This is a genomic window from Nocardia bovistercoris (genome assembly GCF_015674855.1).
Classification (GTDB): Bacteria; Actinomycetota; Actinomycetes; order Mycobacteriales; family Mycobacteriaceae; genus Nocardia; species Nocardia bovistercoris.
On the sequence record NZ_JADMLG010000003.1, the window covers coordinates 598,713 to 618,482 of the forward strand.

Annotated in this window: 20 protein-coding genes; 14 read left to right on the forward strand and 6 right to left on the reverse strand. The window is 68.5% G+C overall.

All coding sequences use genetic code 11. The features are described from left to right. Positions 1–2: 2 nt before the first annotated feature. From IT779_RS10790 to IT779_RS10820, 7 genes are read left to right on the forward strand one after another with little or no spacing between them, the layout of a single operon-like run. Positions 3–1,046, forward strand: coding sequence for an MlaD family protein (locus tag IT779_RS10790; RefSeq protein ID WP_196149085.1), 1,044 nt, complete (start codon positions 3–5; stop codon positions 1,044–1,046). Further along, positions 1,046–2,050 (forward strand): MlaD family protein, encoded by a 1,005-nt coding sequence (locus tag IT779_RS10795; protein ID WP_196149086.1) that lies wholly within the window; start codon positions 1,046–1,048, stop codon positions 2,048–2,050. Before IT779_RS10790 ends, IT779_RS10795 begins: the two co-directional genes overlap by 1 nt. Beyond that, the gene (locus tag IT779_RS10800; protein WP_332838741.1) at positions 2,038–3,090 is read left to right on the forward strand and encodes an MlaD family protein; all 1,053 of its coding nucleotides are present in this window, start codon (positions 2,038–2,040) and stop codon (positions 3,088–3,090) included. The genes IT779_RS10795 and IT779_RS10800 overlap by 13 nt, the downstream gene beginning before the upstream one ends. Continuing rightward, positions 3,090–4,196 carry an MlaD family protein gene (locus IT779_RS10805; protein ID WP_232541592.1) on the forward strand — a complete coding sequence of 369 codons (1,107 nt, stop codon included), beginning with the start codon at positions 3,090–3,092 and terminating at the stop codon, positions 4,194–4,196. The genes IT779_RS10800 and IT779_RS10805 overlap by 1 nt, the downstream gene beginning before the upstream one ends. Continuing rightward, the gene (locus IT779_RS10810) at positions 4,193–5,260 is read left to right on the forward strand and encodes an MlaD family protein (protein WP_196149088.1); all 1,068 of its coding nucleotides are present in this window, start codon (positions 4,193–4,195) and stop codon (positions 5,258–5,260) included. The genes IT779_RS10805 and IT779_RS10810 overlap by 4 nt, the downstream gene beginning before the upstream one ends. Further along, positions 5,257–6,213 (forward strand): MlaD family protein, encoded by a 957-nt coding sequence (locus IT779_RS10815; RefSeq protein ID WP_196149089.1) that lies wholly within the window; start codon positions 5,257–5,259, stop codon positions 6,211–6,213. The genes IT779_RS10810 and IT779_RS10815 overlap by 4 nt, the downstream gene beginning before the upstream one ends. A 41-nt stretch (positions 6,214–6,254) precedes the next feature. Beyond that, positions 6,255–6,863, forward strand: coding sequence for a hypothetical protein (locus IT779_RS10820; protein ID WP_232541593.1), 609 nt, complete (start codon positions 6,255–6,257; stop codon positions 6,861–6,863). Here the strand turns inward: IT779_RS10820 and IT779_RS10825 are convergent. Together IT779_RS10825 and IT779_RS10830 are read right to left on the reverse strand one after the other, a co-directional pair. Beyond that, positions 6,837–7,835 carry an NAD-dependent epimerase/dehydratase family protein gene (locus IT779_RS10825; protein WP_332838742.1) on the reverse strand — a complete coding sequence of 333 codons (999 nt, stop codon included), beginning with the start codon at positions 7,833–7,835 and terminating at the stop codon, positions 6,837–6,839. The genes IT779_RS10820 and IT779_RS10825 overlap by 27 nt on opposite strands. A gap of 134 nt (positions 7,836–7,969) precedes the next feature. Then, on the reverse strand, positions 7,970–8,233 hold the full coding sequence (locus IT779_RS10830; RefSeq protein WP_196149091.1) for a hypothetical protein: 264 nt from the start codon (positions 8,231–8,233) through the stop codon (positions 7,970–7,972). Between the two features lie 432 nt (positions 8,234–8,665). Between IT779_RS10830 and IT779_RS10835 the strand changes: the two genes are divergently transcribed. Both IT779_RS10835 and IT779_RS10840 read left to right on the forward strand, forming a co-directional pair. After that, complete coding sequence (locus IT779_RS10835) at positions 8,666–10,237, forward strand: Scr1 family TA system antitoxin-like transcriptional regulator (RefSeq protein WP_196149092.1); 1,572 nt, start codon at positions 8,666–8,668, stop codon at positions 10,235–10,237. 59 nt (positions 10,238–10,296) lie between these two features. Beyond that, positions 10,297–10,902: a TetR/AcrR family transcriptional regulator gene (locus IT779_RS10840; protein ID WP_196149093.1), complete on the forward strand. Its 606-nt coding sequence runs from the start codon at positions 10,297–10,299 to the stop codon at positions 10,900–10,902. 218 nt (positions 10,903–11,120) lie between these two features. On the opposite strand, the gene IT779_RS10845 is transcribed toward IT779_RS10840, so the two are convergent. Then, on the reverse strand, positions 11,121–12,140 hold the full coding sequence (locus IT779_RS10845; protein ID WP_196149094.1) for a zinc-dependent alcohol dehydrogenase: 1,020 nt from the start codon (positions 12,138–12,140) through the stop codon (positions 11,121–11,123). A gap of 55 nt (positions 12,141–12,195) precedes the next feature. Between IT779_RS10845 and IT779_RS10850 the strand changes: the two genes are divergently transcribed. The 5 genes from IT779_RS10850 (at position 12,196) to IT779_RS10870 (ending at position 15,915) form a co-directional block, all read left to right on the forward strand. Further along, the gene (locus tag IT779_RS10850; RefSeq protein WP_232541594.1) at positions 12,196–13,137 is read left to right on the forward strand and encodes a nitrilase-related carbon-nitrogen hydrolase; all 942 of its coding nucleotides are present in this window, start codon (positions 12,196–12,198) and stop codon (positions 13,135–13,137) included. Positions 13,138–13,661: 524 nt separating this feature from the next. Beyond that, positions 13,662–14,345, forward strand: a complete 684-nt coding sequence (locus IT779_RS10855; RefSeq protein WP_196149095.1) for a hypothetical protein — start codon at positions 13,662–13,664, stop codon at positions 14,343–14,345. Beyond that, on the forward strand, positions 14,345–14,656 hold the full coding sequence (locus IT779_RS10860; protein WP_196149096.1) for a hypothetical protein: 312 nt from the start codon (positions 14,345–14,347) through the stop codon (positions 14,654–14,656). Before IT779_RS10855 ends, IT779_RS10860 begins: the two co-directional genes overlap by 1 nt. Positions 14,657–14,671: 15 nt before the next feature. Then, on the forward strand, positions 14,672–15,469 hold the full coding sequence (locus tag IT779_RS10865; RefSeq protein WP_196149097.1) for a hypothetical protein: 798 nt from the start codon (positions 14,672–14,674) through the stop codon (positions 15,467–15,469). Then, positions 15,469–15,915: a hypothetical protein gene (locus IT779_RS10870; protein ID WP_196149098.1), complete on the forward strand. Its 447-nt coding sequence runs from the start codon at positions 15,469–15,471 to the stop codon at positions 15,913–15,915. The genes IT779_RS10865 and IT779_RS10870 overlap by 1 nt, the downstream gene beginning before the upstream one ends. Positions 15,916–16,042: 127 nt before the next feature. Here IT779_RS10870 and cysC read toward each other — a convergent pair whose 3' ends face one another. Genes cysC through stf0 form a run of 3 tightly spaced genes read right to left on the reverse strand, consistent with a single transcriptional unit; the run spans position 16,043 to position 19,682 of the window. After that, positions 16,043–17,950, reverse strand: a complete 1,908-nt coding sequence (gene cysC, locus IT779_RS10875) for an adenylyl-sulfate kinase (protein ID WP_196149099.1) — start codon at positions 17,948–17,950, stop codon at positions 16,043–16,045. Continuing rightward, entirely contained in the window at positions 17,950–18,882 is a 933-nt protein-coding gene (gene cysD / locus IT779_RS10880) for a sulfate adenylyltransferase subunit CysD (protein ID WP_332838743.1), read from the reverse strand. The genes cysC and cysD overlap by 1 nt, the downstream gene beginning before the upstream one ends. Then, a complete protein-coding gene (gene stf0 / locus IT779_RS10885) occupies positions 18,879–19,682 on the reverse strand; it encodes a trehalose 2-sulfotransferase (RefSeq protein ID WP_196149100.1) in 804 nt (267 codons plus the stop codon). Before stf0 ends, cysD begins: the two co-directional genes overlap by 4 nt. Between the last annotated feature and the right edge of the window lie 88 nt (positions 19,683–19,770).

Genomic DNA, 19,770 nt, shown 5'->3' on the forward strand with positions numbered 1-19,770 from the left:
AGATGCCTGCTTACACACTGTCCGGCGCCGAGGTCGGACCACGGCGCGCGCGCGTGATCGGCGCGTGCGCGGTCCTGCTGACCGTCGCCGCCTGCGTCGTCTGGCGCGTATATCCGGAATCGCGTCCCGATAGCGAGATCCGCGTGGAACTGCTCGCCGAGACCATCGGAGCGGGCGTCGAGCCCGGCACCGATGTGCGCCTCGACGGCGTCCGGGTGGGATCGGTATCCTCGATCACCACCGCGGGCCAGGGCCGCAAGAGCATTTCGCTGCACCTGGATCGCGAGCAGCTGTTCGGACTGACCGACACGCTCTCGGTCGAATACGCGCCAGGCAACCTCTTCGGAATCAGCACGCTGCAACTGAATTCGAATTCCGGCGGGCAGAAGTTGGTCGACGGCTCCACCGTGGACCTGACCGCGCACACCGACCGGGTCACCGACGCGACGCTGGCCGCGCTGCTGAAATCCACCGGCACGCTCACCGACGGCGTGCTCACCCCGAAGCTCACCGAACTGCTGAGCCAGGTCTCGCGTGACGTCGAGGCGTTCACTCCGCTGTTCCAGGCCATCGGCGCGATGGCGCGCGCCTACACCGAGACCCGCGCCCTCGAGCCGTCGTTCCTGCTGGACCAGTACGGTTCGGCGCTGGCGGGTCTGCCGCCGATGTTCACCGGCGGGTTGAAGGTGCTCAACGCCGCCAACACCAACGAATATCTGTCCGACCCGAAGCACATCGAGAAGGTCGATCAGATGTGGACCAATGTGCGACTGAAGCTGCTGCCCTCGGCGACGAGCACGCTGCGCACGGCCGAAACCCATGTCGCGGGCCTGATGCCGATCATCGCCATGCTGCTCGACGAGGTGTCGGGCTCGGTCAGCGCGCCCGCGCGCTCGGCCGAACAGCTCACCGAATTGCTCGCCCGACTCGGCGTCGCCTTCGACGGGCCCGCGCTGCGCGCGCGGGTGGAACTGGACACGGTGCCGGGTCTCGCGGCGCCGCTGGCGGCGGTGCTCGGCGGCGCGGCGCCGACGGAGGGACGCTGATGTCGGTTCGTTCGCTCTCGATTCGGGTCGGCGTCGTCGCCGTGGTGCTCGCGTTCGCGCTGGTCGGGGTCTTCCGGTTGATCGAGCGTCCGGTGCAGGGTGAGACCGACACCTTCACCGCGCTGTTCAGCGACGCCAACGGCCTGCGCAGCGGTGACGACGTCCGGGTGTACGGCGTGCAGGTCGGCAAGGTGGGTTCGGTCGAACTCGACGGTGTACTCGCCCGCGTGCGGTTCACCGTCTCGCGCGATCATCCCGTCTTCGCCGAGAGCACCCTGGCGATCCGGTATCAGAACCTCACCGGGTTCCGCTATCTGGATATCGCGCAACCGGAGAATCCGCGGGGTCGTCGCGATCCGGAGAAGGTCTTCGGCACCTCGGAGACGGTGCCCGCCTTCGACATCACCACCCTGTTCAACGGACTCCAGCCGGTACTGGCCGAGCTCACCGGCGACGAACTCAACCGGTTCACCAACAGCCTGCTCGCGGTGCTGCAGGGCGACGGCACCGGCATCGGTCCGGCGCTCGACGCGATCAACGGGCTGGCCCGCTACGCCTCCGATCGCCAGGCGGTGATCTCGACACTGGTCGGCAACCTCGGGCGGGTGGCCGACCAGCTACGCGGACGGTCGACCGACACCGTGCAGATGCTGACCAACCTGACCAATCTGTTCGAGGTCATCGCCAAGGAACTGCCCGGCCTGACGGACTTCGCGGTCGCGATCCCGCCGATCATCAAGCCGGTGCGCCACATGCTCGAGGTCGCGGGCATCACCGGCGAGAAAGGCCGGGATCTCGATGCCGCGCTGCAGCAGGCGTTCCCGGAACCGAGACAGGCCGTCGAGGTGTTCGGGCGGCTGCCCGGCCTCATCCAGGCCATGGCCTCGGCCGTACCGGCCACCGGCCCGCAGGCGGGCCTGACCTGCTCGCAGGGCGCCGCCGAAGCGCCGGCCCCCCTCCAGATCTTGATCACCGGCCAGAGGATCACACTGTGTCGCGCCTGACGGAACTATTGCCCGGTTCGAAACGACCGCCCCGCGTCAAACGACCGCGACCCGTCGACAGCGTCGACTCGCGGCCGGTCGACCTGCGCTGGGCGCTCGGCGGCATCGCGGTCGCCGTCGTGCTGCTGGTCGCCATCGGCGTGATCTACGTGAACGGGACGACACCGGAGCGGGAGTACACCGCCGACCTGGCCCGCGCCGGGTCGGTCCGCGAAGGCGACGACGTGCGGCTCGCGGGCATCCCGGTCGGGAAGGTGAAGAAACTCGACCTGATGCGCGACCGGGTGCGCATGAAGTTCACCGTGTCCGACGACGTCTTCGTCGGCGACCAGACCTCGCTGTCGGTGCGGATGCTGACCGTGGTCGGCGGCTACTACATCGCCCTCGACCCCGCCGGGACCAGCGAACTCGGGTCGGAGGTGATCCCGCAGAGCCGAGTCGTGTTGCCCTACAACCTGTCCCAGGCTTTCCAGGACGCGGTGCGCCCGGTCGAGAATGTCGACGGCGACACGCTGCGCCAGAACCTCGCGGTCCTCGCCTCCTCGATCGACGGCAGTCCGGACGCGCTGCGCGCCGCCGGGCGCGCCGCCCGCGACATCGTCACGATCATGGACAAGCAGAACTCCGACATCTCCCGCGCGCTCAATTTCGCCGACGAATACCTGACGGCGCTGAACGCGAGTTCGGACGTGCTGGTGAAACTGCTCGACCAACTGCACGTGCTGGAGGGCATCGTGCGCAACGACAAGACCGTCATCGCCGAAGCGCTCGTTGACGTCACCGCCGTCGTGCACGGTCTTGCCCCGCTCGGCCGCGCCTGGGACAGATCGTTGCACGAGCAAGCGCGACCGCTCGCCGACGCGATCCCGAAACTCGAGGAACTCGGCGGATACCTGGACACGCTGTTCGACTCGCTGCGCGCGATGAGCGACAAACTGCTGCCGCTGACCAAGGGCGGCAACGGATTCGCCGTCGACCAGTCCGCGGCGCGCGTCCCGGTCACCCGTATCTGCGTGCCGATCCCCGGCGGAGGTTGTTGATGCTGACCCGTATCCTCGGATCGCGCGGACTCATGTCCGCCGCGGTGATCGTGGTCTTCGCGCTCGTCGCGGTGATCGGATTCACCTTGGCCAGACCCGAACCCGACACCCGCACGTACTGCGCGGACATGCCGGACAGCATCGGCCTGTACAAGGGCAGCGCCGTCACGGTGCTCGGCATCGAGGTCGGCAAGGTCACCGAGATCGCGCCCGAGGGCAGTTCGGCCCGTGTGCGTTTCACCGTGCGCGAGGATCGCGCGCTGCCACTGGACGTCGGGGCCGTGACGGTGAGCGACACCATCATCGCCGACCGCGAACTCGAACTCGTCGGCGCCGAACCCGCCGACGGCCCCGGCTGGGATCCGGCCCAGTGCATCACCAAAACCCTGACGCCGCTGAGCTTCTCCCGCACCTTCAACGCCCTCGCCCAGTTGACCGACCAGATCAACGGCGCGCAGGATCCCGCCCAGCGCGACGCGCTCGGCTCGGGCCTGGAATCCCTGGACAAGGCGACCGCGGGATCCGGCGCGCAGCTCAACGCATTGATCGAGCAGCTCGGGCGCGCGCTCGCGTCGCCGAACGCCGCGATCGGCCATGTCGGCGCGCTGATCGACGCCATCGCCGAACTCGCGCACCGCGCGCGCGGCGGCTGGGGAAAGGTGGAGACCATCGTCACCGAACTTCCGCAGACCTTCTACGACATCGTCACCATCGCCTTCCCGCCGATCGTGAAGCTGGTCGGCGACCTGTCCGATGTGCTGCCGCAGCTCAACGATGTCGTCACGATGCTCGGCACCCCTGCCGTGCGCGCCGTCGGCTCCATCGAGAACCTGCCCCAACTGCTGGCCGCGGGCGTCGGCTCGCTCACCGAACTGCTCGGCCGGACGCCCGCCATCGCGGGCGGATTCGCCAGTGCCGTCGATCCCGCGACCGGGAAGGCGACCGTCGCGTACGCGCCGCCCGCGCTCGCGGTGCCCGAACAGCAGGCGAGCCAGGTGTGCGCGGCCCTGCAGACCATCACCGGGCAGCCGTGCCCGGCCGCGGCGGGCGGCGCGGTCGCCGTGCCCGCGCTGCCCGTGCTGCTCGGGGCGGTGAGCGCGCGATGAGCGCCGCACAGTCCTCCCGGTTGCGCAGACTCGGCGCGGCACTGCTGGTGGCCCTCGCCGTCTCGGTCGCCGGATGCGGTTTCCAACCCGCCGACATCACGGTGCCTGGTTCGGGTCCGGGCGGCCCGACCTATCCGCTGCGCATCGAATTCGCGAACGTGCTCAACCTGCCGACCGGAGCCAAGGTCATCGCGGGCGGCGTCCCGGTGGGACAGCTGACCGATGTGACCGTCGTCGATCCGGCGCCGGGGCGCGCGGGCTACGTGGTCGCCGATGTCGCGATCCTGAAGTCGGTGCGCCTGCCGCGCGGGACCACGGCCGAACTCCAGCAGGAGACCCCGCTCGGCGACATCCACATCGCCCTGGTCGAGCCGACCTCGGCGACCTCGGGCGACCTGGACGCGGGCGGGACCATCCCGTTGGCCGACACCGCGCAGTCGCCGGTGCTCGAGGACATCCTCGCCTCCCTCTCGGTGTTCGTCGGCAGCGGCGCGATCACCGACATCCAGGAGATCGTGCGCAAGATGAACGCCGTCATGCCGAAGGATCCGCGCGACACCGCGCGCATCGCGGGCACGCTCGGCGCCGACCTCACCGACCTGTCGCGCAACCTGGACTCGGTCGACTCGGTCCTCGACGGACTCGGCTCGACGGTGCAGCACGGCGTGCTCGACAACGGGCCGATCCTGGACGCGCTGCTGACGCCCTACGGCGTGCAGCACACCACCGACGCGATCAACGCCCAGATCGGTGTCATCCGGGTGCTGGCCGCGCTCGGGCCGGTCGCGCCCGCGGCCGCCTGGCTGGCCCCGCTGGTCGGGTCGCTGGACCGCACGGTCGTGGCCATCGTCCCGCTGCTGTTCGGGAGTCAGCCCTTCGACACCTCGTCGCCGTCGAATCTGAAGACGCTCGTCGACCTGCTGCAGAACAAGATCATTCCCTTCACCGAGCGCGGACCGCGACTCGACGTCACCGAGGTGGCCGTGGCGGGCGCGGCGATGCCGCCCTCGGAACAGACCACCCGCATCGTCGACACCCTGCGCATGATCGGAGTCGTCCGATGAACGTCCGCGCGATCACCTCGCTGGCGGCCATCGCCGCGGTACTGGTCATCGGCGTCGCCTACATGGGTCTCGGGGTGCTGCACCTGGATCCGCGTCGCTCCCACATCTCGGTGCGGATGTACCTGGAGAACTCCGGCGGACTCGGTCCCGGCGCGCCCGTGCTGCTCAGCGGCGTGCAGGTCGGCAAGACCCGCGAGGTGCGCAAGCAGGCGGGCGGCGTCGCGGTGGAACTCGAGATCGACGACCGGTACCGCATCCCGGTCGCGGGCGACATCAGGATCGAACAGCTGTCGGCGCTGGGCGAGCCCTACATCAGCTTCCGGCCCGACCGACCCGGCGGGCCCTACTTGGAGAACGGTCAGACCGTTTCCACCGATCGAGTCCACATGCCGATGACCATCACGGCATTGTCGACCCGCCTGGTGGAACTGTTGAAGCAGGTGAAGCCCGAGGTCATGACGAGTCTGATCGGCACCTTCGACCAGGCGCTGTCGGGCACCGACACCACCATGCAGACGCTGGAACGCTCGACCACACTGCTGGCCGCCACCCTGCTCAGCCGCACCGACCGGATCCGGCAGCTGTTCGACGACCTGCAGGCGCTCGGCGGCGACATCAGCTGGATGGGCCCCTCGCTGGCCGACGCGGGCCCGCTGTTCGGCGAATTCGGCGTCACCCTCAGCGATATCGTCCAGTCGAGTTCGGCGCTGGTCGAGGCACGGCCGGTGCCCTCCTACTTCACCGGCGACGGGCTCGTCCCGTTCCTCGGCGAGGTGGAGGCGCTGCTGAACAAGATCGGGCCGAGCCTGAGCAAGATCGCTCCGGCGCTCGGACCGGTCGTCGCCGAGGTCACCCGCGGCGGCCCCGCGCTCGATGTCAGTACGCTGATCGAACAGGCGCTCGGCGGCGTCGACCCCGACGGCACGCTACATTTCCGCGTCGGCGTCAAATAACCACGAAAGACCGGCACATCCCGGCGGAAGGAACGGACACCATGGGCACCGCGACCGACGAGAAGACCACCTCGGAGACGACGGACACCGACGATGCGGCGCGGGAGGCGTCCCCGCCCCCGGGCGCGCGCACCGTGTCGATACGGCTGTCGACGGTGGTGACCGGTGTGGTGATCGCGGCGCTGGTGATCTCCACCGTCGTCTTCGCCGTCCTGTACTTCTCGGCCGAGTCCACGCTGTCCGACCGCGACCAGGTCGCGGCCGACGACAAGCACGCCGAGGAGATCGCCTCCAGCTACGCCCTCGGCGCGTCGACCATCGACTACCGCGACGTCAACGCGTGGCTCGGGCGGCTGAAAACCGGTACGACACCGCAGCTCTCGGCCAAGTTCGACGCGACCGGCCCGCAGCTGGAGCAGATCCTGCTGCCCCTGCAATGGAACTCGACGGCCACGCCGCTCTCGGCGCAGGTGCTGTCCGAGTCGGGCGGGGTCTACAAGGTGAACGCCTACCTGAACGTGAACTCGACGAGCGCGCAGAACCCGGCGGGCGGCCAGACCACCGTCACCTATTCGCTGACCATCGACCGCAATGCGAACTGGCAGATCAGCGACGTCGGCGGCCTACAGAACGCGATCGGCGGCAAGTAGGTTCTTCGCGCGCGGGCGCAGGCGGTCGGTGTCGATGAAGTGCACGATGAGATCGCGCACGGTGTCGTCGGTCGGACGGGGCGCGTAGCCGAGTTCCCGGCGCGCCTTCGACCCGTCGACCACCGGCGGCAGCCGCAGCGCCTCTGTCGCGCCACGTGACAGTTCGTCGCGGCCGAGCAGGTCGCCGACGGGTTCGAGGACGCGGGTCACCCCGGACAGGACACCGACCGGGAAGCTCATGAGCGGTGGGCGCCTGCCGCACAGGCGGGCGGCCAGTGACAGGACGTGCACGAAATCGGTGGTGTGCCCGCTCAGCAGGTAGTTCTCGCCGCTGCGGCCGTGTTCGCCCGCCGCGATCAGGCCGAGTGCGATATCGCGCACGTCGACCATGTCGAAGTCGGAGCGCACGCCGACCGGCAGCCGTCCGCGCGCGGCCGAGAGCAGCATGTTGTTCAGTCGCGACGGCCCGTAGTCCTCGGGGCCGAAGATGCCGGTCGGGTTGCAGATCACCGCGTCGAGGCCGCGCTCGACTTCGGCGAGCACCTCGAGTTCGCCCAATGCCTTGGTGCGGTGGTAGGCGGGCAGTTCCGGGGCGAGGGAGCGGGGGCGCCGCTCGTCGGGCACGCCGCCCTGTCTCGGGTCGAACGCGGCCAGCGAACTGCACTGCACCAGGCGTCGCACGCCCGCGACCCTGGCGGCCTCGGCCACGGCGCGCGCGCCGGTGACGTTCACCGCGAAGGCCGCCTGCTCCTGTCGCTTGGACAGCGCGATCACCGCCGCCAGGTGGTAGACGACCTCCGCGCCGTCGAATACCGGCGCCATCGCCGCCGCGTCGAGGATGTCGACCTCGCTCCACGTCACCGTGTCCGCGTCGGGTCCGCGCCGCACGCGGTCGATCGCGACGACATCGTGTCCGGCGGCCACCAGGGCGCGGACCAAGTTGACTCCGACGAAGCCCGAGGCTCCCGTCACCACACACCGCACGCGGTCGACCCCTTTCGGAACAAGTACATGGACAGCGTTTCGGCCATCAGTCTAGACACATGTACATTCCGCCGCGGGGACTCCGGTCGACCTGCTTCGCGACCGTTTCGGCGGTGGACCCGCTACCCCCGAAGGCGCCCGCGGTGGCGACGCCGGAGATCGCCGCGCAGGAACACCAGGCCGACCATCAGCGCGAGGACATAGCCGCCACCGGTGACCACGATCGTGGCCGCCACCGAGGATTCGGCGACCGTGGCGAGGATGGAGGTGACCAGCGCGGCGATGGTGGCGAGTTGGACCACGACCGCGAGACTCAGCGACAGCACCGCCGAGTCGTAGCGCTGTTCGTGAGATGCGGTGGGAAGCAATGTTTTTCGTAGTTCCATGACCATGCTTTCGTCCGTGCGCGGATAGCGCACGCGGGCAGGGGGAAGCATCGCGGGTGGGATGCGGAACCCGAGGGGCAGGGAGCAGGCGGACCGACGGCCTCGATGGCGGCGGCTCGATCTCGCGGCGGCGACGATGCGGCGCGCGAAGGCCCTACGGACAGCCGCGCCAGGCGGCGGATGCGGCTCGGCGGATGCGGGTGGCCGTGATTCGCGCACCGCGGCCGATGCCGGATGCGCCACCGATCGGCTGGAACAGTGCGCCGCTCGTGCTTACGTCGTGCAGTGCCATGGCGCAATGGTAGTCACAGATAGGCACAATATGCCATTTGGAACCGGAACCGGCGTCCACACCGTGGAATCCTTGTACCCGAGCGGTTTTCGCGGCCGATGGCAGCTATTGTGGAGCGATCGGATCGGAGGTGGCACGACATGCCTACAGTGGCGACCGGCGGGTGGCACCGCCTTGCCGAGGCGGTGATCGGCAGGCGCAAGGAACTCGGGATGTCCACCCGCACGCATCTGGCCCGCGCCAGCGGATTGAGCTACCGGCTGCTCGGCATCGTCGAACACGGCGCGCGCCCGGTCTCCGACGGCACCCTCGCGATCCTCGAGCAAGCGCTGGGCTGGACGCCGGGCAGTGCGCGTCGCACGCTCACCGGCGGGGCGCCCGCACTCGGCGCGCAAGCGGTCATCGCGCCGCTCCCCCTCGCCGACGAGCGCGCCAACGGTCCGGCGTTGCGTGCGCTCGGCGAAGGATTCGAACTCGCCACCGCGCTCGCCGACGCGGGCTCGGCGGACCACGGTGCGCGCCTCGCCGAAATCCTCGGCACCATAGGCAGAACGCTGATTCCAGCCGCCCGCGACCACACCGCTCGGCGCGACACCGACAGCACCACCGAACGCGGCGCCACTCGAAACACAGCCGATGACCTCACATATCGTGACACCGCCGCCCGGGACACCACAGGCGCCGCTCCACGCGATACCACCGCTCAGCACGACGCCGCGCACCACACCACCGGCGACACCACTCGACGCGACACCACTCGACGCGACACCGACGACCGCGCCGCAGCGGACGCCGGGCGGTTCGATCGGCGGGGTACGGGTGAGCCGTTCCGTCGATCGGATCCGACCGTGCTGCGGATGGCGCTCGGCGAGTATCTGCGACATCGGCGAGAACAGCACGGGATGGACCATGCGACGGTCGATCGTCTGCTCGACTGTCCGCCGGAGTTCCTGTCCGGGCTCGAAGCCGGGCGCGCGGCCTTCGACGAACACCTGCTGCGCAGGCTGCTGCACGTCTACGGCGTGCGGAATCCCGATGTCGTCGAGGAATGCGTGCGGCTCGCGGGCGAGGCGGGGCAGTCGGGTTGGTGGACGCGCAACAACACCGCGCTGCCGCCGTGGTTTCGGGGCTACCTCGATCACGAACGCGCCGCCGACACCGTGCGTGTCTTCGAATCCGCTTCCGTCCCTGAGCTTCTGCAGACCGAGAGCTACGCGCGGGCGGTGCTGCGGATGTCGCGCGACGGCGACGTCGACCGCGGGGTCCGCGCGCGCCTGGAACGCCAACACATCCTGTTCCGCGCGCAGCCGACCCGGCTGTGGGCCATCATCGACGAAACCATCCTGCACCGGCTGCCCGGAACCCCCGACCTGCGGCGCGAACAGGTCGAACACCTGATCCTGATGGCGCGCAAACGCAATGTCACCCTGCAACTCGCGCCGAGTCGGGTGGCGGCGCGCAACTACTCGATCCCGTTCACACTCCTGCGTTTCGGCTCCCAGCGCGTGCGACGGCCCGACCTGGTGCGCATCGAGGATCTCACCAGCACCCTCTACATGGATACCGCGCGCGACGTCGAAGTGTATGCCGCCCTGTGGAGCAGACTCAGCGTCGCCGCCCTGCCGCCGCGCGACACCATCGACTCGCTGCGCCGCCTCGCCGACCGACTCGACGGCCACGCCGAACCGGCACACGGCACCGGACCACGGTGATCCGCACCTCCGCGCGCCCGCCGAGTCGGGGTCGCGCGGGGGTAGCGGAGAATGGGGGCATGGTTTCGGAATCGCGGCGCAGGATCGAGGTGGCGGCTGCGGGGTTGCTGGCCCGGCACGGATTCCACGGATTCGGGTTGAAGCGGTTGAGCGAGGCGGCGGGTTTGCCCTACGGATCGATCTACCATCACTTCCCCGGCGGCAAGGAGGAGATCGCGGTGGCCGCGATCACCGGGACCGGCGTGCTCGCGTGCCGGACGATCGCGGCCGCGCGGGGTGATGTCCTGGCCACGACCGCGGGCATGTTCGAGTTCATGTCGCACAAGCTCACGAATTCGGAGTGGAGCGAGGGGTGCCCGATCGGCACGCCCGCCCTCGACGGCGGTTCCGACGCGGAGACGGTCCGCCTGGCGTGTGCCGCCGCCTTCGAACAGATGGAAGGGGCCTACGCCGGTTTGCTGACCGAACTCGGGGTCACCGAAGCGCGGGCGCGCGACCTCGCCACCACGGTCGTCGCCGCCTACGAGGGCGCGACGCTGCTCGCCCGCGTCCGGCAGTCGGAGGCCCCGCTGCGCACGGTCGCCGACAGCATGGAGAACTTCATCCGGTCCGCGTTGCGGGAGGCCGATGCGGACGCGGACCGCGCCGACCCCCGGCCCGCCTAGATCCCGATCAGCGCACCGCGCGTCGATTGACCTACCTGCGGACAGCACCAGGTCTTCGACCGACCAGCCGCGACGAACTCGATCGGCCCCTCCCCCGGCGCGTCGAAGGAGGCCGACACAGACCACGTACCACGCCGGTACACGATCCGCGCAGCTCCCGAGCAGCGCACCGCGACGGACTCGACAAGATCTGCCTGCAACGCAAGCCACCCGACCGGTCAGCGCACCGCTACGAGTTTGATCGGGCCTTCCAGCAACGCGTCGATGGCGTCTTCCCACGGCACCGTGGCGGTGGTGACGAGCGAGGGGTCGAAGCGGCCCGCCGCGACGAGCTCGAGCACGAGGGGAATGGCGGGCCGGACGTGGGCGCGACCGGTGTGGAAGGTGCAGCACCGGGTGTACATGCCCAACAGGGGCAACGCGACATCGTTGAGTTGCACGCTGACACTCGTGCACCAGCCGTCCACGGCGGTGGCCTCGATGGCCGCGCGCAGGGCCTTGGCGCCGCCGTCCGCCTCGACGGTGATCGGGAACCGTCCGACCCGAGCGTTCGCTTCGCCTTCGATCGCCTCGGCGCCCATGGCGGCGGCGATACCCAGCCGTTCCGGCGAATCATCCAGGTAGACAACCCGATCCGAGCCGAGCGCGACGGCGAGACCGGCCGCGTACAGTCCGATGGATCGCGCACCGGAACCGCCGACGACCAGTACCTCGGCGCCGGGCCGCGCGGCGAGCTGCGGACCGACCGCACGATAGGCATCCGGAATATTGTCACTGGCGCTGGCGACCGCCGCAGGCGCGACACCGGCGGGCAGCGGCACGAGCATGGCGTCGGCGTGCGGGATCAGCGCCAGATCGGCCCACAGCCCACCCCAGTGGAGTCCGCCCATCGGGCCGAGTCCGAAGGTGGACATCATCGGGTGGCTCGCGCAGTTCCCGGTGCGTCCTTGACGACACGGCGCGCATTCCCCGCACGAGATCTGGAACGGCACCACAACCAGGTCGCCGACCGCGACGGTGCGCACCTGCTCCCCGATGGACACGACCTCGACCACGCCTTCGTGACCGAACGGGTACGGACCGGCCAGCGGGAACGCTCCGCGCAGCACGGCGGGGTCGATATCGCAGGTGGCGAGCGCGACCGGCCGCACCAGAGCTTGGTCGGGGCCGGTGAGCGTTGGTTCGTCGACCTTGTCCCATTCGAGGGAGCCGGGACCGTTGAGCATGAGTCGCTTCATATCGCCAAGTCTCGCTAGAACGATCTTTCTAGTCAAGCCTGCCTAGCATCGAAGAATGAGAATCGCCGCCGCACAAGCCCGCCCGGTCTGGCTCGACCCGACCGCGGGGACCGCGACCGTCGTGGACTGGCTCACCCGGGCCGCCGCGGCCGACGTCGACCTGGTCGCGTTCCCCGAGACCTTCCTGTCCGGCTATCCCGTCTGGTTGGCCCGCACCGGCGGCGCGCGCTTCGACAACCCGGACCAGAAGGCCGCCTACGCCTACTACCTCGACGCCGCCGTCACCCTCGACGGACCACACCTGGCCACCATCCGCGCGGCCGTCGCCGACCTTGGCGTCTTCTGCTATCTCGGCATCACCGAACGCGTGCGCGGCACCGTGTACTGCACGCTCGTCGCCATCGACCCGACGCGCGGCCTGGTCGGCGCGCACCGCAAACTGGTGCCGACCCACGAGGAGCGACTGGTGTGGGGCATGGGCGACGGCAACGGCCTGCGCACCCACCCGGTGGGCGAATTCCGCGCGAGCGGGCTCTCGTGCTGGGAGAACTGGATGCCGCAGGCCCGCCACGCCCTCTACGCCGACGGCGCCACCCTGCACGTCTCGACCTGGCCCGGCTCGGTCCGCAACACCCGCGACATCACCCGGTTCATCGCGATGGAAGGTCGCCTCTACGCACTGGCCGTCGGCGCCGTCCTCGACTACGCCGACCTACCCGCCGACTTCCACTGCGTGACGCCCTGCTCGCGGTCGGCAAACCCAGCGGCTACGACGGCGGCTCCGCCATCGCGGCCCCCGACGGCACGTGGATCGTCGAGCCCGTCGTCGGCGAGGAACGACTCGTCATCGCCGACATCGACCCGGCCGTGGTCGCCGGGCAGCGCCAGAACTTCGACCCCACCGGCCACTACTCCCGCCCCGACGTCTTCTCCGTCACCGTCGACCGAACCCGCCGCACCGCGACGACCTTCTTGGACGAATAACCCAGCCGGGTAAGTGTTCTCGCAGCAACCAGAGCGGTGCCGGATCCGTCACGGACACATCTACCCGACTACAGCGAGTTCGAGTACTGGGACCTGTAGCACCCCTCCCACCGGGCACCGAGCCGATTGACAAACCGCACCTTCGCGAGACAAGGTGGTCGCGTCCGCCGATCGGCGGTTACTGCACGAACGGGGGGGTTCATCGATCATGCCTATTCCGGATCGACCGGTGCGGTGCGCATCGGCGATCGGCGACCATCGCGAGGTACGGTGACGGCGGGCGGGTTCTACAACCATTACGACGACCCGGACGAGTACTGGGACGAGGAACCTCTTCGGCCGCTACCGAAAGCCTCCCCCGCCGCGCCTCGTCATCACCTGCCTGCGCAGGCTCCCTCGCCGGTCGCCCGTCCTGGCTCGTTCGGCCTATCGGAGCCACTTGCACCGAGTTCCGCGCCTCCCAACCGGGGATCTGCCGCGCCACGACCATCGGCGTCGATCGAATCGCCGAACGGGACGACGATTTTCGACAGCCTCATGGGCGACCTGACCACACTGCAACACCGAATCCTCGATCAGGCCGCCGAATACGAGTGGATCGATGAGATCAGCCGCTCGATGGAACGTGTGGGACAAGACCCGAGCGGCGCGGTGCACACCGCTCTGGATCGGCGCAACTTTCCGACGAAATTCGTGGTCGCGCGTGATTGGCAGGCGCGACTGGGCGAACGTCGCCTCGATGCCGCCATCATGGAGGCGGTCGGGATCGCTTTCGCGGACGGCTGGCGCAAGGCCACCGAAGAGGTGAAGAATGCTGTGCAGCGCGGTGAGCGGCGCCGAGTTCCCGCCACGACGAGTGAAATAGGCACCGCTGCGCTCCCCGGGCGAGATGTGGGTGATCTGATCGAGGACATACTTTCGATGACATCGGCCGCTGCCGTGCCGGCTGGTTCGACCGATTCGGGCGTGGCATCGGGTCACGACGCATTCGTATGGTTCGAATTCTCCGACTACGGACTCTCGGCTTGCGGAATCGATCAGAGCTGGGCACTACGGCATCCGGCGAGTCAGATCACGACGAATATCAACAACCGGTTGATCGCAGACAGAGATCGCTTCGCTGCGGAGAGCAGAACGAAACCGAGGACCAGCGATCTGTTGGCAGCCACCGAGCAGTTGGTCGGATTGCTTCAGGACAAAAATCGGATGAGGGGGCGTTGATGGCGCCGACAGCGCAGCAGATATCAGTGGCACTCGGCGCCCTGCGGTCACAGGCCACGGGTTGGGCGGACAGGTCCACAGAGACGGGCAAGTTGGCGACCGAGGTATCGGACTACAGATACACCGAGCGAGAGGCCGGGCTCTTCCGCGGCTTCATAGACGAGTACGACCAGATCATAGACCTGCTGCAGAGCCGACTGAAGGAGGGGGCGACGGCGATGGGCGAGATAGCGGGAACCCTGAATACGGTCGCCCAGGTCTACGAGCAGGAGGATCTCGCTCGGGAACACGAGATCCGCAACCTGTACTGACTCGAAGGAAATTCCATGGAACTATCCGTCGCACAGATGCAACAAATAGCCGAGGATCTCGTCGACAAGGTCGGGGAACTGTCGGGAATGCCGGACAAGATTCAGGTCGCATTCAACGACGCGGCAAAAATGCCCTACGTGCGCTACGTTCTGCGTATCGACGACGAAATAATGGAGCTGGGCAAGAAGTTCGCGAACGCCGTGCGCGAGTTGTGGAACAAGTTCGTCGAGTCCTTGAAGGGCATCGCGGCGCCCGCGTTCTTCATCAGTACCTCTTACGACTGGCTCGATGTCGCTGGACAAGCGAACAAGATGGCCGGCGGGCTGGAAGACACAGCCGTGAAGGTCGACGGATACTGGCAGGGCGCTGCGGCGAAGGCATATGCCGATGCCATTACCCCACAGAAGACCGCCGTAGCACGAATCGGCACGGTCGCGAACGCATGCCGGACCGCGATGCTCACCATCGGTGGCGCCGGAGTCGCATTCTATGCGTCGTTGTTGGGAGTGGTGCTGTCCCTCGTCATCGAGGCGACGATGGAGGTCGCCGCGGCGGGATCCGGAATCGGTGCGATTCCGGCAGGTGTCGCAGGCCTGGTCACCACCGCGAAGTTCGCGACAATGGTGGTCACCGCCATCACCGGAATGGTCGCGATCCTCAATTCGGAAATTACTCAGGCGCAGGCTCTTCAGGTCGAGTTGGACAATCCTCAGGGATTCCCTTCCGGCCATTGGCCCACATCGAATTCGGGGGGTTACAGCGATGCGACTGTTACTGACGCAGACGCGGACTGGTCGGTGAAGACGGCCTGATGACTGCTGACTCGCGTGGTGATGCGGCGGCGGTGCGCCGTCTCACTCGGATCAGGATCGGGGCGGCGACGGCGTGTTCGCTGCTCATGTTGGCGATTTCATTTGGTCTCGCTCTGTTGCTGCGCGAGGCCGATTCACCCACCGCCGCCGACGCCGCGGCGATATGGGTTCCCGTCGTCTCCGCGCTGATCTTCCTCGGCGTCGGCGTGCTGCTGTTTCGCGGGCGTGCGGGCAGGGTCGCGACTCGTGTCGCCGAGATGGTGCTGTGGGTCGACTTCACGGCGCTGGCCGTGGGGGCGGTCGCGCTGCTCGCGATCGGGAAGATATCGGCGGTGCTCTGGTTGACGGCACTCGCCTTCGGATTCGATCTCGCGGTGCAGTTGCGGTTCTCGCGCCGCGACGGTGCCCCGTCGCCTCGGGGCCGTGTCGAGCATCGGCGTCTCTGAGCGGCGTCGAGCCATTCGAGGTTCTCGACCGACGGCGCCTGCCACAGGTCGAACTTCCTCGACGAATGACCCAGCCGGATAGGGGTTCTCGCGGCAACCCGAAAGTCCGGTCGGCGGCGCGGTCCGTCTACGTTTCCGCGGCGAGACCCGCGCCGACCGGCGCGACGCCTTGACGGGCGCGCAGGAGTTTCAGGGTTTGTTCGACCAGGTCATCGATGTCGGCGCCGGTGGTGTCGATGATCAGGTCGGGGGCGACCGGCGGTTCGTAGGGTGCGTCGATGCCGGTCATGCCCTTCAGTTCGCCCGCGCGCGCTCTCGCGTAGAGCCCCTTGGGATCTCGGCGTTCGCATTCGGCCAGCGGGGTGGCGACGTAGACCTCGAGGAAGAGCAGGTCGGCGGCGGCGTGGAGTTCGCGGGCGATGGCGCGGTCGGATTCCAGCGGAGAGACCAGCGATGCGATCGAGATTACGCCCGCGTCGGCGAACAGGCGGGCGAGATGACCGACCCGCCGGATGTTCTCGGCCCGGTCGCCCGGCGAGAAACCGAGATCGTCGGACAGGCCGTGCCGGATATTGTCGCCGTCGAGCAGGTAGGCCGACTGCCCCGATTCGACGAGCACGCGCTCCAGCGCGACCGCAACGGTCGACTTCCCGGAGGCGGGCAGACCGGTGAACCACAGTGTGGCGCCGCGCTGTCCGGTGACCGCCCAGCGATGGTTGCGTTCCAGCGAGGACCGATGCCACTTGACATTGCGGCGAATCGGGTTGCCCGGCTGGACCTCTCGCGCTTCGATGATCGTGCCCGCGGCGACCGTGTCGTTGGAGCTCTCGTCGATGAGGACGAACGCGCCCGCGTCCTTGTTCTCGGAGTACCGGTCGGCGATCACCACCGAACTGGTGCGCAACGTGACCGAGCCGATGTCGTTGAGCGCCAACTCCGTCGGGCTGTCGTGCTCGTCGAGGGTCTCCGGGTCGAGCCGGGTGTGCAGCGCCTGCACGGTGGCGCGCACGGTGGAGGTGGTGTGTTTGAGCGAGAGCCTGCTGCCCGCGCGCAACGGGGTCGAACCGAGCCAGCACACGATCGCGTCGAGTTCGCGGGCCCGAACCGGTTGCGGCGCATCGGGATCGCCGCTGATCAGCACCGCACCGCGGCCGACGTCGATATTGTCGGCGAGTTCCAGCGACACCGAAAGCGGTGCGACCGCGACGGTTCGGTTGTCGTCGAGGGTGTCCACCGCGGTCACCACGGTCTGCGCGCCCGAGGGCAGCACGGTGACGCTGTCCCCAACGGCGACGGTGCCCGCGGAGAGCCTGCCGGTGTAGCGGCGGCGCTCCCCCTGCGCGGGGCGCGAGACCCACTGCACGGGCAGCCGGAGCTGGCGGTGATCGGCGTGCGGGGCGACGAGTTCGATCGATTCGAGGTATTCGAGCAAGGTCGGCCCGGTGTACCAGGGGGTGTTCGGCGAGCGGTGCACCACGTTGTCGCCGTCCTTGGCGGCGATCGGGATGACCCGCACCTCGGCGGCGTCGAGCCGGTCGGTGACCCGGTGGATCTGTTCGCTGACCTCGGCGTAGCGGTCGTGGTCGTAGCCGGTGAGGTCGATCTTGTTGACCGCAGCCACCAGGTGTTTGATGCCGAGCAGTGACGCGATGCGGGCGTGGCGACGGGTCTGGCGCAGCACACCCGCGGTGGCGTCGACGACCAGCACCGCGACGTGCGCGGTGGACGCACCGGTGAACATGTTGCGGGTGTAGTGCTCGTGTCCCGGCGTGTCGGCGAGGATGTAGCTGCGGGTGTCGGTGGAGAAGAACCGGTAGGCGACATCGATGGTGATGCCCTGTTCGCGTTCGGCGCGCAGCCCGTCCGAGAGCGCGGCCAGATCGGGGACGCCGTCCGGGCCGACCACCGCTTCCAGATGGTCGGTCGGCAGACTGTCGGTGTCGTAGAGCAGCCTGCCGATGAGCGTGCTCTTCCCGTCGTCCACCGATCCGGCGGTGGCGAGCCGAAGCAGTTGTCTCGGTGCGTATTCGGTCATCAGAAGTACCCCTCCCGCTTGCGGTCCTCCATCGCGGCGGCGGAGGTGCGATCGTCGGCGCGGGTCTCGCCGCGCTCGGAGACCGTCGACGCGCCGATCTCGGCGATCACGGCGGCGATGTCGGCGGCCTCGGAACGCACCGCGCCGGTGATCGTGAGGTCGCCGACGGTGCGGTAGCGGACCCGCTGCACCGAGACCGGCTCGCCCGCGCCCGGCGTGGTGAATCGCGAAGTGGCCAAAAGCAATCCGTCGCGTTCGAAGACCTCGCGCTCGTGCGCGAAGTAGATCGGCGGGAGCTCGAGGCCCTCCAACTGGATGTAGCGCCAGATGTCGAGTTCGGTCCAGTTGCTGAGCGGGAACACCCGCACCTGCTCGCCGGGCCGGATCCGGCCGTTGTACAGCGACCACGGTTCCGGGCGTTGTGCGCGCGGGTCCCACTGGCCGAATTCGTCGCGGAAGCTCAGCACCCGTTCCTTGGCCCGCGCGCGTTCCTCGTCGCGGCGCGCGCCGCCGAAGGCCGCGTCGAATCCGCCGTCCTCCAGCGCGTCGAGCAGGGTGCGGATCTGGAGCCGGTTGCGAGAACCGTTGGGGCCGCCCACTTCCTTGACGCGACCACGGTCGATGGATTCCTGGACCGATGCGACGACGAGCCGATGCCCGGCCCGCTCGATCCGGCGGTCGCGGAAGGCGATGACCTCGTCGAAGTTGTGTCCGGTGTCGACGTGCAGCACCGGGAACGGCAGCGGCGCCGGCCGAAACGCTTTCTCCGCCAGGCGAAGCAGCACGATCGAGTCCTTGCCAGCGGAGAACAGCAGCACCGGCCGTTCCAGCTCGGACACGACTTCCCGGATGATGTGCACCGATTCGGCTTCCAGGATGCGCAGTTCGTCGACCCGCGCGTGGTCGCGTCTGGTTTCCAGTGTCGTTGTCACAGTGGGATCCCCTGTTCCGCCGCGTCGATGAGGAATCGCTCGACCCAGGTGTTGGAGCGCACGTCGGCCTGGCGTTCGAGGACCGGCGCGGGCGCGACCGATGGATCGAGTCCGAGTTCGAGCAGCACCTTGCCGACCGCCGCGGTCGAATCCGCTGCCAGGTCGCGGTAATTCACCTCGAGCGGCGTGATGGACTCGGCCGCGAACCATTCGCGCCAGCGCGCGTCCTGTTCCTTCAGGATGCGCAGCAGATGCGCGATACCGAGCACGTGGTAGCGGGCGGTGTCACCGGAGCCGCGGGCCGCGGGCGCGCGCCAGACCCTGGTCTGCACCGCCCGCCAGAACGAGACGGCCTGGTGGACCTTGTCCGGGCGGTGCACGTGGACGAACAGCGGTTCCTCACCGAGTACGTCGACGATCGCCGCGCGCAGGCCCGTGCCGCTGCGTTCGGGCAGACCCGCGGCGCGGTCGAGCAGCAGCGGTGTCTGGTTCCACATGAGTTTGCCGCCCCAGATCCCGTTGGAGCTGCGGCCTTCTCGCCGGATCCGGTCGCGCCACTGCTCGGCGGTCTCGGTACTCGGCTCCCCCGCGCGCAGCGGCGCGAGCAGTTCGAGGACCGACTCGTCCTCGACGCCCGCGAACCACTGCCGCGGCTGCGGCGCCAGACTCGTCTCCGGCAGGTATTGGAAGAATTCGTGCGGTTCGCCCGCGATTCCGGTCGCGCGCAGCGACTCGACCAGAAGTGTGCTGCCACTGCGTTGGGAAGCGAGGACGAGATAGGAGCGCGGCCGATCGGACATGGCCGAAGAATAACAGGATTCGCGGCCGCGCACTTTTCAGCGAATTCGAATCACGGTGACGAAAAATATTGACTTTTCCGTGATCCGC

What these genes read in the sequence shown, in the direction of transcription:
- cysC (WP_196149099.1), bottom strand. Translation starts at nt 17,950, where the DNA reads ATGACCGAATACGCACCGAGACAACTGCTTCGGCTCGCCACCGCCGGA.
- stf0 (WP_196149100.1), bottom strand. Translation starts at nt 19,682, where the DNA reads ATGTCCGATCGGCCGCGCTCCTATCTCGTCCTCGCTTCCCAACGCAGT.
- IT779_RS10790 (WP_196149085.1), top strand. Translation starts at nt 3, where the DNA reads ATGCCTGCTTACACACTGTCCGGCGCCGAGGTCGGACCACGGCGCGCG.
- IT779_RS10850 (WP_232541594.1), top strand. Translation starts at nt 12,196, where the DNA reads ATGAGAATCGCCGCCGCACAAGCCCGCCCGGTCTGGCTCGACCCGACC.
- IT779_RS10810 (WP_196149088.1), top strand. Translation starts at nt 4,193, where the DNA reads ATGAGCGCCGCACAGTCCTCCCGGTTGCGCAGACTCGGCGCGGCACTG.
- IT779_RS10845 (WP_196149094.1), bottom strand. Translation starts at nt 12,140, where the DNA reads ATGAAGCGACTCATGCTCAACGGTCCCGGCTCCCTCGAATGGGACAAG.
- IT779_RS10870 (WP_196149098.1), top strand. Translation starts at nt 15,469, where the DNA reads ATGACTGCTGACTCGCGTGGTGATGCGGCGGCGGTGCGCCGTCTCACT.
- IT779_RS10860 (WP_196149096.1), top strand. Translation starts at nt 14,345, where the DNA reads ATGGCGCCGACAGCGCAGCAGATATCAGTGGCACTCGGCGCCCTGCGG.
- IT779_RS10865 (WP_196149097.1), top strand. Translation starts at nt 14,672, where the DNA reads ATGGAACTATCCGTCGCACAGATGCAACAAATAGCCGAGGATCTCGTC.
- IT779_RS10835 (WP_196149092.1), top strand. Translation starts at nt 8,666, where the DNA reads ATGCCTACAGTGGCGACCGGCGGGTGGCACCGCCTTGCCGAGGCGGTG.
- IT779_RS10815 (WP_196149089.1), top strand. Translation starts at nt 5,257, where the DNA reads ATGAACGTCCGCGCGATCACCTCGCTGGCGGCCATCGCCGCGGTACTG.
- IT779_RS10855 (WP_196149095.1), top strand. Translation starts at nt 13,662, where the DNA reads ATGGGCGACCTGACCACACTGCAACACCGAATCCTCGATCAGGCCGCC.
- IT779_RS10805 (WP_232541592.1), top strand. Translation starts at nt 3,090, where the DNA reads ATGCTGACCCGTATCCTCGGATCGCGCGGACTCATGTCCGCCGCGGTG.
- IT779_RS10830 (WP_196149091.1), bottom strand. Translation starts at nt 8,233, where the DNA reads ATGGAACTACGAAAAACATTGCTTCCCACCGCATCTCACGAACAGCGC.
- IT779_RS10840 (WP_196149093.1), top strand. Translation starts at nt 10,297, where the DNA reads ATGGTTTCGGAATCGCGGCGCAGGATCGAGGTGGCGGCTGCGGGGTTG.
- IT779_RS10795 (WP_196149086.1), top strand. Translation starts at nt 1,046, where the DNA reads ATGTCGGTTCGTTCGCTCTCGATTCGGGTCGGCGTCGTCGCCGTGGTG.
- IT779_RS10820 (WP_232541593.1), top strand. Translation starts at nt 6,255, where the DNA reads ATGGGCACCGCGACCGACGAGAAGACCACCTCGGAGACGACGGACACC.